Here is a 13,317-nt window from a genome sequence, read left to right as displayed (position 1 = left end):
CGGGCGCGGGGCCCGGGACGCTCACGAAGTCCGGCCGCACCGAAGGGCGCCGGTACCGCGGGTGGTTCAGCTCAGTGCTTCGAAGACGCCCTGGCTGGTCTTGCTGTTGAGAACCTCGGTCAGGTCCTGGTTCTCCTTCGCCAGGCGGTTGGCGGAGGTCACGTTCTCCTGGAGCGCGTCGATCATCGTGCTGATCTGGATGACGACCTTCTGCGCCTCGGCGTTCCAGCTGCGGAAGAGCTTCAGCAGGGCCTGGCCCTCGTCGCCGCCGACGCCGGAACGCGCGGCGATCTCAGCGACGTTGTTCTGCGTCTTCTCGACCTGGTCCCGGGCGGTCTCCAGGGAGGAGACGCCCCCCAAGCCCTTGGCATAGTCCGCTTTCCTTGCGGCGCTGTCCGCCATGTCACGCTCCCTTCGTTCAGGCGCGTCTCGTCGCACCGTTGCGAGTTGAGGCTAAAGAGAAAACAGGGTTTCGCGCAACGCGTGCAGGAAGGATGTGGGCAACAGCCGGTCCGGCAGAATTCGCCTTCATGGCAACGGAGTTGTGCCGACGTTGCAGCGGGATGAACAGGTGGGCGCCAACGATGGCGGCAGCCGGACGAGTACCGCCACCGCACGGTGCGCGAAGCGGGCAGAAAGCGGGCACGCGAAGAGGCCGAACGGTCATGGAGAATGACCGCGCCCGGCAATGTGCGCGCACCCGCGGGATTCCACGGGTGCGCACCGTTCAAATCTCTGAGCTTTATCTGAGGTTTCTCCCGGGTAACCGGTACCGCGACGCAGGGCGGCACTGGCCAATTCGCGCCACCGACACCGAGTTCGGCCCGATCTCTTCTCCCACCCGGCCTTTCCGTTTCCCTTTCCTGAGCCCGTATGCGTTCCCTGCCGGAATCACCGTGCGGCGTCAGCTCTGTGGAGCGGTGCCCGCCGTGACCGCTTCGCCCGCCCTGCCGGACTTGTCCGCCGCGCCGCTCTGCCCGGCCTTCTCCGACCGGCCCGCCGCACCGCACTCCGGAGCCGTGACCCTGGGCTCCGTGGCACCCGAGGCGGCGGTCGCGTCGAGGTCCGCGCCGGTGGGGAAGGCCGCCAGCAGCGGCGCCGGGACGGAGCCGATGTCCGAGGCCTCGTACCCGAGCGCCGCCAGCGACTCCTTGGCGGACACGCGGTACTTCACGCCGTTCTCCGCCACCAGGTAGGTGGTGGCGGCGTGCGCGGCGCCACTCGCGTGCAGCGCCCGGACCAGGGCGCCGTGCCCGGGCCGTACGACCGTGGCGTCCGTCGGGACACAGGCCGGCTCGAGCGGCTGCGAGGTGCCCCGCGACACCGCGACGGGCGCGAGTTGAGCCAACGGGACCAGCACCGACCTGATCCGTACGCCGGCGTTGTCGCCGTCCACCTGCGCGCAGAGGGCCGTGCCGCGCTCCGCGGACTGCGGGAGGGGCGGTGCGTCCGGCAGCTCAGCGGACGCGGCGGCGTCGGAGTCCTTCCCCCGGTGTTCACGCAGCGCGTCCGCGCCGACCGTACGCACCTCGGGCGACTCCCCCTGGTAGGCGTCCTGCTGAGTGGCCGGGTCGCCCAGCACCAGGGCGGCACCGAGCCGGGTCAGCGGCACCAGGCCGTCCTTGCGCAGCAGGTGGTAGGTGCTGCCGCCGCCGGGGACGCTGACCTTGAACAGCTGACCGATCCTGCTGGCCTCTCCACCGAGCGTGGGGCCCTCCTCGCCGCGCCCCGGCACCGCGGGCGGCTTCAGCGCGGGGCCGGGTGCCAGCGCGTCGAGGAAGGCCGCCGAGACCGGCATCGGCTTCTGGGAGCCGTAGCCGAGGGCGTTGCGGGCGTCGGAGTCGCGGTCCAGCGGCAGTCGGCTGCCACGCCACACCAGGTACTCGGTGCCCTCCGGGCCGCGCACCAGCACAGCGCGGTCGCGGCCGATACCGCGGGAGTCCAGGGACATCCCGGCGGCCACGGTGGTCGCTCCCGGCTTGTCCACCCCGCTGGTCGTCACGGCGCCGGAGGTGCTGGGCAGTGCCCCGTCCGGTCCGGTGACGCACATGTGCCATGCGTCGTCGTCGAGTTGGCCGGGTTCGGGCACCACGTCCGGGGCGCCCGGGATGCCGACCGGTGCGCCCACCGGGACGCCCTGCAGCGAGGGGGTGCGGACGTCGGCGGTCGCCAGGTCGGAGCCGCCGATGAGCTTCGCCGAGGCGTAGTTGCGCACCGGGTGCAGTACACCGTCGGTGCCCGTCCACAGGTACCGGGCCCCGGTGTCACGGTTGACCACCAGGTGCTCGCCGTCACGCCAGCCGTCGTTCCCGCCGGGGCGCAGCAGGCCGTAGACGGTGGCGCCGGCGCCGATCAGGACGGTGACCAGCACGCCGAAGACCACACCGCGGGTGGTGCGTCCGAGCGGGCTCTCCGGGGCGTCCGGGTCGGCCATCAGCAGGCTCGAGCTGAGCCTGCCCATCATGAACGTGTGGGCGTGGACCTGGTCTCGTTTGGACTGCACGGCTTGTCCTCAACTCCTTCTGCATGCCGCGGCGTGGGGGATCTGCTCAGCCGAACAGGCCGCGCAGCCAGCCGAAGAGCCCGGCCGCCCAGAGGCTGAACGGCAGCAGCGCCACCGCGAGGCCGGTGTGCGCCAGTTCCGCCGCACGGCCCCAGTACGGCAGCATCCGGCGGCCGGGCACCGTCCAGGCGGCGATCACGAGCGCGGCGGCGGCGGCGAGCAGCACCGCGAAGACCACTGCGCGTACGTCGCCGTGGTCGTCCACCGCCCAGGCGCGGGCGAGCAGCAGCAGCCCCCAGACGCCGGGTACCGCCAGGGTCAGCCGCTGTCCGATGTGCACCAGGCCGCGGCTGTGCAGGAGCAGCAGCAGGCTCAGCCCGGCGGAGGTCAGCACCTCGGGCAGGTTCGGGCCGTGGGTCAGGACGACCAGGGCGGCCGCGGCGACGATGCCGGTGGCGGCGAAGAGCGCGGTGACCCAGCGTCCGGCCAGTTCGGTGCGTTCGGCCACCTCGTCGCCCGCGTAGGGCTCGATGCCCTCCTGGAGCTGGGCGGCCGAGGACGGCAGGGCGGGCAGCCGCATCCCGGCCAGTTTGAAGGCGAAGGGTGCCACCGCTCCGGCGGCGAGGGCGACCACCGCCGCCACGAGAGCCGCGGAGGCCGCCACGTCCAGGCCGGAGTAGCCCATCAGGGCGCCGACGACCGCGGTCGCCACCGAGACGACCGCGGTGGCGAAGAGGGCCGGCGCGCCGACGGCCGTGGCGGCGAGCGCGAGGACCGCACCGCCCGCGCCCGCCGCGCCCGCGGCGAGCAGCCGTGCGCCCACGACCCGGGCCGCGTCCGGGCCGGTCAGGTCGCCGCCGGGCAGCAGCCAGCCGGCGAGTGCCAGGCAGGGCGCGACCAGCAGGGCGAGCGCGGTCGCGGAGAGACGGTCGCCGACCGCGCGGCTGGCCGAGCCGGCGCCCGCGAGGAGCAGCAGCCCGGTCACGGCCGCGAAGGCGACCTGGAGGCGGCCGGAGCCGGTCGCCCCGGGCCAGAGCACCAGGGCGAGGGCGGCCACCACGGTCGCCACCGCGGTGCCGACCAGGAGTCCGCGGGCCGCTTCGGGATGCCAGGTGTGCAGCTTCCGGCCCGCGGTGTCGGCTATTCCGTCCACCAGGTCGTCGAGGCGGGCCTCGGGCAGCGCCTCGGTGTGCGGGCGCAGGTAGAGCACGGCGCCGTCGGCGAGCCCGGCGCGGGTGAGGGTGGTCTCCTCGTCGAGCGGGGCGTCGCCGAGCTGCTGGAGCACCCAGCCCGCGTGGTCGAGACCGGCCTCCTCGGCTTCCTCGCCGACATAACGAAGCAGCGTGGGCAGGAGATCGGCGACCGGCACGTCGGCGGGCACGGCCAGATCGACGGAGACGCTCGGCGCACGTACGGTCAGGCGGCACAGTTCGGCCACAGCGCTGTCGGTCATCAGCTGAACTCTCGTCTTCCGTGGGGGCTTTGACAGGAAGGCTTCCCCGGCAGGGGGGACCTGCGAAGAGTACGGAAGGCCGGCGCGACCGCGAACGGGGGGTACAGAGCGGGAGAGTTGTGTCCGCGCCGTCGGCGACCGCCCGTCCCACGTGGACAGGTCGCGTTCCGTGAATGCAGACTACTGCCTACGCCCGCCGGATCGTGCTGCGGACCGGACTCATTGTCCGGTATGGAGTTGTCCTTCACGGGAGTTGACCGTCCCCGCTATCCGCTCGAAACATTCACCCCGGCGTTCGCCGCCCGATGCGGAACCCGGAGAATCAGCTCGGTACGGTCTTTCCCGCTGCCGGGTGCGCCGGTATTCGGTGCGGGCCGGAAAGCCACTGAAACCGGAGGTTTCGTTCCTTGAGTGTGGTGCTGTTTCGCCGGCCGGCCCGCAGACGCGGACCGGAGATGCCCGAGGGTCAATTGACTCTGCAGGAGCCACCGGTCCTCGCCGAGACGGTGCCCGACACCTCGGCGATATGGACCTATCTGCCGATGGCGCTGATGTCGGTGTCGATGATGCTGATGTTCCTGCGCCCCGGCGGCGGGAACGGCGTCTTCATGTATCTGGCGATGGGCGTCATGGCGCTCTCCGCCGGTGCGATGCTGCTGGGGCAGCTGATGCGCCGCTCCAGCGAGCGCAAGCAGCGCCTGAAGGGCGAGCGCCGCGACTACCTCCGTTACCTGGCGCAGATGCGCAAGCGGGTCAGGTCCACCATCGTGGAGCAGCAGCGGGCGCTCGCCTGGCGCCACCCGGACCCGGCCTCGCTCCGCTCCCTGGCCCGCACCTCGCGGCTGTGGGAGCGCCGCCCCGGCGACGAGGACTTCGGCGAGGCCCGCCTCGCAGTGGGTGAACAGCAGCTCGCGCTCACCCTGCAGCCGGTCTCCACCCGCCCGGTGGAGGATCTCGAACCGCTCTGCGCGCACGCCCTGCGCCGCTTCATCCGCGCCTACTCCACCGTCCCGGAACAGCCGCTCGGCCTCTACCTGCGTTCCTCGGCCCGGATCCTGCTGCGCCCCGAGGAGACATCCGGCCGGGCGTCCGCCGGGCCGGGCGTCCGGCCGAACGGGGACAGCGGCGAGGCCGGGACGGGGGGCGGCGCCCCGGCCGAGGACCCGGCCGACGCCGTACGTGCCCTGGTGCGCGCCGCGCTCGCCCAGCTCGCCGTGTTCCACGCGCCGGAGGAGCTGTGGCTCGCGGTCTGCGTCAGCGACGAGCGCCGGCCCGACTGGGAGTGGGTCAAGTGGCTGCCGCACGCGCTGCATCCGCAGGAGGAGGACGGGGCGGGTCAGGTCCGCCGGATCACCGCCGACCTGACCGAGCTGGACGACCTGCTGGGCGCCGAGTTCGCCGAGCGCCCCGGCTTCGACCCGGATGCCCGCCCCGGCCGTGACGAGCCCTTTACCGTCGTCGTCCTGGACGGCGTCACCGTCCCCGAGGGTCATCGCTGGGAGGGGCACGGCTACCGCAACGCCGTGGTCCTCGACGTCTCCGGGGCGCTGCGCTGGCGGCCCGGACGCAACACGCTGCGGCTGACCGTCGGCCCCGACCGGGTGAACCTGGTACGCACCGACCGCAGCCGCAAGGAGCGTTCGGTGGCGCTCGGCCGTCCGGACCGGCTCGGCCCGCTCGGTGCCGAGTCACTGGCCCGGCTGCTCACGGCCCGCCGGATCAGCCTGGGCACCGACATCGCGCAGCCGCTGGACGCCGACGTCGAGCTGACCACCCTGCTGGGCATCCCCGACCTGCACCGGCACGACCCGGCCACGCTCTTCGCGCGGCACACCGGCTCCGCGCGGCTGCGGGTCCCGGTCGCGGTCGGCGTGGACGGCCGTCCGGTGGAACTCGACATCAAGGAGTCCGCGCAAGGGGGCATGGGTCCGCACGGCATGCTCATCGGCGCCACCGGCTCCGGCAAGAGCGAGCTGCTGCGCACTCTCGTGCTCGGTCTCGCGCTGACCAACTCCTCCGAGACCCTGAACTTCGTCCTGGTCGACTTCAAGGGCGGGGCCACCTTCCTGGGTCTCGAGGAACTTCCGCACACCTCCGCCGTCATCACCAACCTGGCCGACGAGGTCGCGCTGGTGGAGCGTATGCAGGACGCCCTGCACGGGGAACTCATGCGCCGCCAGGAGCTGTTGCGCGCGGCCGGCAACTACACCTCCGCCCTCGAGTACGAGCGGGCCCGCGCCGCGGGGGCCGACCTCACCCCGCTGCCCAGCCTGTTCGTGGTGGTCGACGAGTTCAGCGAACTGCTGTCCACACACCGGGAGTTCATGGACCTGTTCGTGATGATCGGCCGCCTCGGCCGCTCCCTCGGGGTGCACCTGCTGCTCGCCTCGCAGCGTCTGGACGAGGGCCGGATGCACCAGTTGGAGAGTCACCTCTCGTACCGGATCGGCCTGCGCACCTTCTCCGCCATGGAGAGCCGGGGCGTGCTCGGCGTGCCGGACGCCTACGAGCTCCCGGCGCAGCCGGGCAGCGGCTACCTGAAGTCCGGTGTCGAGGCGCTGACCCGGTTCCGTGCCGCCTACTCGTCGGGCACCTACCGTCGTCGTACCGGCGCGGTGGTCCAGGCCCGGGTGGCCAGCCAGGTGGTGCCGTGGACCAGCGGCTGGGTCGTGCCGCGCACCCTGGAGGCCGCGCCCGAGCCGGAGCCGGCGAGCGAGGAGGACGAGGAGACCCTGCTCGCCGTGGCCCTCGACCGGCTGCGCGACTCGGGCCCCGCCGCCCACCAGGTGTGGCTGCCGCCGCTGGACGAGCCGTCCCCGCTGGACGCCCTGCTGCCCGGCATCGCCCCCGACCCCGAGCGGGGTCTCAGCGCCGCCGGCTGGTCCGGGACCGGCAGGCTGCGGGTCCCGGTCGGACTGGTGGACAAGCCCTTCGAGCAGCGCCGCGACCCGCTGGTCGTGGACCTCTCGGGGGCCGGTGGCCATGTCGCCGTCGCGGGCGGTTCGCAGAGCGGCAAGTCCACGCTCACCCGCACCCTGATCGGCGCCCTCGCCCTCACCCACACGCCCGCCGAGGTCCAGTTCTACTGCCTCGACTTCGGCGGCGGCGGTCTCTCGCAGCTCGCCGCGCTGCCGCACGTCGGCGGCGTCGCGGCGCGGCTCAACCCGGAGCGGGTGCACCGGGCGGTCGCCGAGGTGATGACGCTGCTCGCCCGGCGCGAGCAGTTCTTCGTCGACCACACCATCGACTCCATGCAGTCCTACCGCCGCCGGCGGGCCGCCGGGGAGTTCCCGGACGAGCCGTTCGGCGACGTGTTCATGGTGGTCGACGGCTGGTCCACGGTCCGGCAGGACTACGACGACCTGATCCCGAAGTTCAACGAACTCGCCGCCCGCGGCCTCAACTACGGCATTCACCTGCTCATCACCACCACCCGCTGGGTGGAGCTGTCCGCCCAGGTCCGCGACCAGTCCGCGACCCGTCTGGAACTGCGGATGGGTGACCCGATGGACTCCGAGATCGACACCCGCAAGGCCCGCTCGGTGCCGCGCAGCGGCGGTCGCGGCATCACCGCCGACAGCAAGATGCACTTCCTGGCCGGCCTGCCCCGGCTGGACGGCAGCGGTTCCCTGGAGGACCTCGGCGACGGCGTCGCCCACCTGGTCTCCGAGGTCGCCCGGCACTGGCCCGGCGCACCCGCGCCCCAGGTCCGGATGCTGCCGCACCGGCTGCCGGCCGTCGAGCTCCCGGCGCCCGAAGCCACCGAGGGCGGCGGCATGCGCCTGCCGCTGGGCATCGACCAGGACGCCCTGGAACCGGTCTGGCACGACTTCAGCCGTACTCCGCACCTGATCGTGGTCGGTGACACCGAGAGCGGCAAGACCAACCTGCTGCGCCATGTCACCGCGGGCATCACCGCCCGCTACTCCCCCGCCGAGGCGAAGATCATCGTGGTGGACTACCGCCGCACCCTGGTGGACACCGTCCCCGAGGAGTACCGCATCGGACACGTGATCTCGCTGGACAACCTCAAGGAGACCATCGAGGGCGCGGCCCGGGCCATGAAGACCCGCGTCCCCGGCGCCGACATCGCGCCGAACCGCATGCGCAAGTGCGACTGGTGGACCGGTCCGCGTCTGTTCATCCTGATCGACGACTACGACATGGTCTCCGGCAGCTCGTTCCAGAGCCCCATGGAGCCGCTGTTCGAGTACCTGACGCTCGGCTTCGAGATGGGTCTGCACCTGGTCGTCGCCCGCAGTGCCATGGGGGCCGGCCGCGGCCTCAGCGACGGACTGATCCGGCGCCTGGACGAGGCCAACAATCCGGCCGTCCTGCTCTCCTGCCCGCCCACGGAGGGCCGTCTCTTCGGCAACGCGAAGCCCAGGAACCTCCCGCCCGGCCGGGCACTGCACATCGCCCGCCGCCGCGCGAAGCTGATGCAGACCGCCCTGGTGGCGGATCCCGGGGGCCAGGACGGCTGAGGGGACACGAAGCGAAAGGAAGCGGGGGCCACCCGAGGTGGCCCCCGCTTCCGGTTGCGCGTGCCCCGCGAGGGGCGCGGGGAAGGCCGCGACCAGCCCCGCCGGTCCGATGCCGCCGAACCGCTCAGCCGTACGAGCCCGTGGGCGGGCGCCAGGGGCGTCCACGGCCCCTCGGGCCGTGCTCAGCAGTCCCCTTCCGGTGCGCCCGCTCCCGCCCCCGCCGGGCGCCAGCCCCGGGCTCGGGCGCGGGGCAGGACGAAGGCGCCCCAGAGGACGGCGAGGACGCCGCCGGTGCCGAGGAGGACGAAGAGCGTCGCACGGCCGGTGGCACGCTCGGCGGAGGAGGTGTCGCGGACGGTCACGGGTACCACCGCGCGCTCCGCGCCGGAAGACGTACCCGGGTCACCGAGGACCGTGGTGACGGCCGCGTAGGGGTCGAGCTGCGGGATGTCGGCGGGGTAGGCGGTCGCGGTCAGGCGGCGCGCGACCGCGGCGGGCGAGTCGTCGGGCCGGACGGCACGGACCGCGGCAGCGGCCCCGGCGACGTAGGCGGCGGCGACCGAGGAACCGGCGCCGAGGTAGTGGCCGTCACCGCGCGGGCCGCCGGACACCACCCCGGCGCCCGGCGCGGCCAGGTCGATCCCGCTGGTGGCGAGCGCGTTGTCCGGGCGGCCACCGCCGGGAAGCATGTCGGCGACCGACAGCACGCCGGGTTCACCGGCCGGCCAGTAGGTGCGGGCCGGGATCTCGTCGGTGCCGCTCCGCGGCGGGTCCGGGGTGGCCGCGGCCACCACCAGCGCGCCCGCGTCACGGGCCTCGGCGACGGCCCGGGTCAACTCCGCGTCACGGCGCGGCAGGGCCACCGCGACCGCGATCACGTCGGCCCCGGCCTCGGTCGCGTCGCGCACCGCCGCCGTGACCAGGCCGGTGCTCGCCCGACCGCGCGTATCGGTACCGCGCAGGGCGAGGATCTTCGCGCCCGGGGCGACTCCGGTCAGCGGCGCGCCGCCCTCGCCGGCTCCGGCGATCAGTCCGGCCAGGAACGTGCCGTGCCCGACGCAGTCCTCACCGGCCGCGCCCAGGGCGGTGACCCGGCCGTCCAGTCCTGCGGCGCCCGGCACGACGCCGGTGTCGATCAGGGCGACGGTCACGCCCACGCCCGTGCTGTACCCGTGCAGCCGGTCCAGGTCGAGGCGCTGGCGCGACCAGTCCTGTTTCCTGGCCTTCTCTCGGGAGCCGGGCGTGCAGTTCACCGCGCCGGAGTCCGCGGCGAGCGCGGAGGGCATGCCGGGCAGTTCCTGGCCCTTCTTCCCGTCGGCCGCGGGCAGCCGGGAGGGAGGCGCCGCCTGGGCCGGGGCGGCCGCGGGCAGCAGCAGCGCGGCGGCCAGGCAGGTGCAGGGCAGCAGGCGCGCGAGCCCGCGGGCGGACGCGCTCATCGGGGAGCCGCCTTCGGCGCCGCGGACACGACGTCCTCGGGCAGCAGGACACGCAGGTCGTCGAGGGTGGGTGCGGCCAGTGAACTGAGCCGCCCCGCCTGCCGGGTGACCATCGACTCGACCACCTGGCGGGCCAGCCGGGCGTTGCCGAAGGAACGGTCCCGGGGCAGCGAGTCGAAGTACTCCTTGAGCAGCGGGCCGGTGCCCGGTCCGCACTCGTACCCCATGCTCGCCGCCTGGGCACGCACGATGGTGACCAGTTCCTCGGAGGAGTAGTCGGCGAAACCGATCCGGCGCGGGAAGCGGGAGGACAGGCCCGGGTTGGAGGCGAGGAACCGCTCCATCTCCTCGGTGTAGCCGGCGACGATGACGACCACCTCGTCGCGGTGGTCCTCCATCAGCTTCAGCAGGGTGTCCACGGCCTCCTGCCCGAAGTCGGCACCGCCGCCGCGGGGGGTCAGGGTGTACGCCTCGTCGATGAACAGCACGCCGCCACGGGCCCGTTCGAAGACCTCGCGGGTGAGCTGGGCGGTGTGGCCGATGTAGCGGCCGACCAGGTCGGCGCGGGCCGCCTCGACCAGTTGCCCCCGGTCGAGGATGCCGAGCTGGGTCAGGATCTCCCCGTACAGACGCGCGACGGTGGTCTTGCCGGTACCGGGCGGCCCGGTGAAGACCAGGTGGTTGCTGAGCGAGGGCACCGGCAGGCCGGCGGCGGCACGGTGGCGGGCGGTGGTGATGAGGTTGACCAGGTCCGCGACCTCGCGTTTCACCTCGGCCAGGCCGATCATGTCGCCGAGGCGGGTCAGCGGGTCGTCGGCCGGGGCGGCGGTCTCGGTGGCCTGCGCGGCGGCGGTGGCGGAGACGTCCTCCGGCAGCAGCAGCCGCAGGTCGTGCTCACCGACCTGCGGCAGCGACGCGAGCCGGACCGCCTGTCTGTCCACCATCTCCTCGAACACCCCGCGAGCGGCACGGCCGTTGCCGAAACCGCTGTCCCGCGGCATCGCCTCGAAGTGCGCGGCCAGCGCGGCCGCAGTGCCCTCGCCCAGCTCGTACTGGTGCTGGGCGCACATGTTCTCCATGATCGCGACCAGCTCGGGCACCGAGTAGTTCTCGAACTCGACGGTCCGCGAGAAGCGGGACGCCAGGCCCGGGTTGGAGCCGAGGAACGAGTCCATCTCCCGGGAGTAGCCGGCCGCGACCACCACCACGTCGTCGCGGTGGTCCTCCATCAGCTTCAGCAGGGTGTCCACGGCCTCGCGGCCGAAGTCGGCGCCGCCGTTGCCGCTGTCCGAGGCGAGGGTGTACGCCTCGTCGATGAACAGCACACCGCCGAGAGCCCGTTGGAAGGTCTCGGTGGTCTTGATGGCGGTGCCGCCGACGACCTGCGCGACCAGGTCGGCGCGCGAGACCTCCACCAGGTGCCCGCTGCGCAGCGAACCCAGTTCGGCGAGGATGGCCCCGTAGAGGCGGGCCACGGTGGTCTTGCCGGTGCCGGGCGGCCCGGCGAAGATCAGGTGCCGGCTCATCGGCGGGGCCGACATGCCGAGTTGCTCACGGCGCTGGGCGAGCTGGGTCAGGTTGACCAGCGTGCGCACCTGCTGCTTGACGTTCTCCAGGCCGATCAGCGCGTTGAGGGCGCCGAGCGGGCCGTCCGCGCGGTCCGGCGGGGGCGCGTCCGCGGCGCCGGAGCCGGCCGGGTCGGTGTTCTCGGCGCTGCCGGAGCCCCAGGCGTCGCGCTTGCCGTTGCCGGTGCTGTTCAGGCCGTCCACGGCGAGCCGTTCGCCGGGCGCGGTCTGCACCAGGCCGCCGCCCTCGTTCTCGCGGGCGAGGCAGTTCACCAGGGAGACCGGCGCGGTGGACTCCACCCGGAAGCCGTCCTGGGCGCCGCCGGAGACCTCGCTGCCGCTGAGCGAGGCGAGCGCGCCCTCACGGAGCAGGAAGCCGTGCCCCTTGGGGGCGTGCACGGTCGTGCGGTTGGCGGTCAGTTCGCCGCCCGTGGCGACGACCACACCTTCCTCGCCGGACATCTCGACGCGGAAGTCGCGGACGGTGACGTTGCCGCCGTCCTCCACGACCAGACCGTTGGTGGCCGTGTCGGAGACTCCACCGCCGGCCAGGTAGAGGGTGCTGCCGGAGGCCACGCGGACGCCCGCACCCTTCGGCCGGACGATCTCGCAGTCCTCGACGCGGCCGCGGGCGTCCTTGGCGGTCGAGATGCCGTCGCCGGAGGGCTCCACCAGCCGGGCCCGGCGCAGCAGCGGGTTGGCGCCGCCGCGCACCGCGACGGCGGGTGAACCGCCGATCACTTCGAGGCGGTCCAGCTCCGCCGCCGAGTCCTCCTCCAGGAGCAGCCCCGTCTGCTCGCAGTCACGGACCGTCAGCCCGGTCAGGGCCGGGGAGGCCGCCCCGGCGACCCGCAGCGCCGCGCCCTGCGCGCCGTCCACCCAGCAGTCCTCGAAGGTGCCGCGCGCCCGGTCGGTGACCAGCACGCCGTGCCCGCGGGTGCGCGAGACGCGGCAGCGGCGCAGCACCGGGTCGGTCCCCTTGGCCAGGGTGATCCCGTTCCCGGACGCCCCGGTGACGCGGACGTCCTCCAGCGTCGTACGGCCCGCGCTGCTCAGGTGTACGCCGGTGCTGGTGTCGTGCACGACGGTGCGGACCACGGAGAGGGAGGAGTTCGCCTCCAGGGCGATGGAGGGCTTGTCGGTGGAGGAGATGTCGCAGTCCTCGACCGTGCCGCGGGACTCGTCGTTGGCGAGCAGGCCGTTGCCGCGGGCGTCGCGCACCGTGCAGCCGCGGATGCGTGCCTCGCCCTGCTCCGCGAGGACCAGGCCGCTGGTGCCCAGGTGCTCGAAGGTGCAGGACTCGACGGTGGTGGGCGTGGTGGAGGTGACCACGATGCCCGCGCCCTGCGCGTTGCTGACCCGGCACTCCCGCAGCGCGAGGGAACCCGTCCCGCCGGCCAGCATCGCGGTCCACGCGGCGCCGATGATCTCGCAGCCGTCGAGCGCGGCCTGCCCGCGCCGCACGTCCACGGCCGGCAGCTCGGCGTCGCCGCCGCGCAGCGTCAGCTCGGAGAGCATCACGGCGTCGGCGCGCAGCGCGATCACGCTGCCCGAGCGCGGTCGGATCTCCACCGTTCCCCGCCCTTCGGCGGCGGTGAGGGTGACCCTGGTGTTGATCACCAGGTTCTCCGCGTACGTCCCGGGCCGGACGCTGATGAGTGCGCCGGTCCGGGCAGCCGCGAGGGCCTCACCGATTGTCCGGTAGCGGTCCCGGTCCCCCGGACCGACCGACAGTACCTGGCGCGACACGCACCAACCTCCTTGCCACGGGGGCGTCTTCAGTGAACGTCCCCTGCTTCGGGGGCGCGTGTCGGCGAGCCGACGGTGCCATCATGCCCCGCCCGCGGTGCGGACGGGCATCGGGAGTCCTGCTCCC

Annotated in this window: 6 protein-coding genes; 1 reads left to right on the top strand and 5 read right to left on the bottom strand. The window is 73.4% G+C overall.

The window, feature by feature from the left end:
- Positions 1-66 precede the first annotated feature (66 nt).
- The 3 genes from AC069T_RS26715 to eccD form a co-directional block, all read right to left on the bottom strand.
- Positions 67-402 (bottom strand): hypothetical protein, encoded by a 336-nt coding sequence (locus tag AC069T_RS26715; protein ID WP_121409269.1) that lies wholly within the window; start codon positions 400-402, stop codon positions 67-69.
- A gap of 502 nt (positions 403-904) precedes the next feature.
- Positions 905-2,503 (bottom strand): type VII secretion protein EccB, encoded by a 1,599-nt coding sequence (gene eccB, locus AC069T_RS26710; protein ID WP_478785151.1) that lies wholly within the window; start codon positions 2,501-2,503, stop codon positions 905-907.
- Positions 2,504-2,549: 46 nt separating this feature from the next.
- Positions 2,550-3,956: a type VII secretion integral membrane protein EccD gene (eccD, locus tag AC069T_RS26705; RefSeq protein WP_478785150.1), complete on the bottom strand. Its 1,407-nt coding sequence runs from the start codon at positions 3,954-3,956 to the stop codon at positions 2,550-2,552.
- Positions 3,957-4,411: 455 nt separating this feature from the next.
- On the opposite strand from eccD, the gene eccCa reads away from it, so the two are divergent.
- Positions 4,412-8,440 carry a type VII secretion protein EccCa gene (gene eccCa, locus AC069T_RS26700; RefSeq protein ID WP_478785149.1) on the top strand — a complete coding sequence of 1,343 codons (4,029 nt, stop codon included), beginning with the start codon at positions 4,412-4,414 and terminating at the stop codon, positions 8,438-8,440.
- 182 nt (positions 8,441-8,622) lie between these two features.
- Here eccCa and AC069T_RS26695 read toward each other — a convergent pair whose 3' ends face one another.
- Positions 8,623-9,876 carry a S8 family serine peptidase gene (locus AC069T_RS26695; RefSeq protein ID WP_478785148.1) on the bottom strand — a complete coding sequence of 418 codons (1,254 nt, stop codon included), beginning with the start codon at positions 9,874-9,876 and terminating at the stop codon, positions 8,623-8,625.
- Positions 9,873-13,190: a right-handed parallel beta-helix repeat-containing protein gene (locus tag AC069T_RS26690; RefSeq protein WP_478785147.1), complete on the bottom strand. Its 3,318-nt coding sequence runs from the start codon at positions 13,188-13,190 to the stop codon at positions 9,873-9,875. Before AC069T_RS26690 ends, AC069T_RS26695 begins: the two co-directional genes overlap by 4 nt.
- Between the last annotated feature and the right edge of the window lie 127 nt (positions 13,191-13,317).

Source organism: Streptomyces sp. NPDC043867, assembly GCF_056435845.1.
This window is presented reverse-complemented; position numbering and strand designations above follow the sequence as displayed.

What these genes read in the sequence shown, in the direction of transcription:
- eccCa (WP_478785149.1), top strand. Translation starts at nt 4,412, where the DNA reads ATGCCCGAGGGTCAATTGACTCTGCAGGAGCCACCGGTCCTCGCCGAG.
- AC069T_RS26715 (WP_121409269.1), bottom strand. Translation starts at nt 402, where the DNA reads ATGGCGGACAGCGCCGCAAGGAAAGCGGACTATGCCAAGGGCTTGGGG.
- eccD (WP_478785150.1), bottom strand. Translation starts at nt 3,956, where the DNA reads ATGACCGACAGCGCTGTGGCCGAACTGTGCCGCCTGACCGTACGTGCG.
- AC069T_RS26695 (WP_478785148.1), bottom strand. Translation starts at nt 9,876, where the DNA reads ATGAGCGCGTCCGCCCGCGGGCTCGCGCGCCTGCTGCCCTGCACCTGC.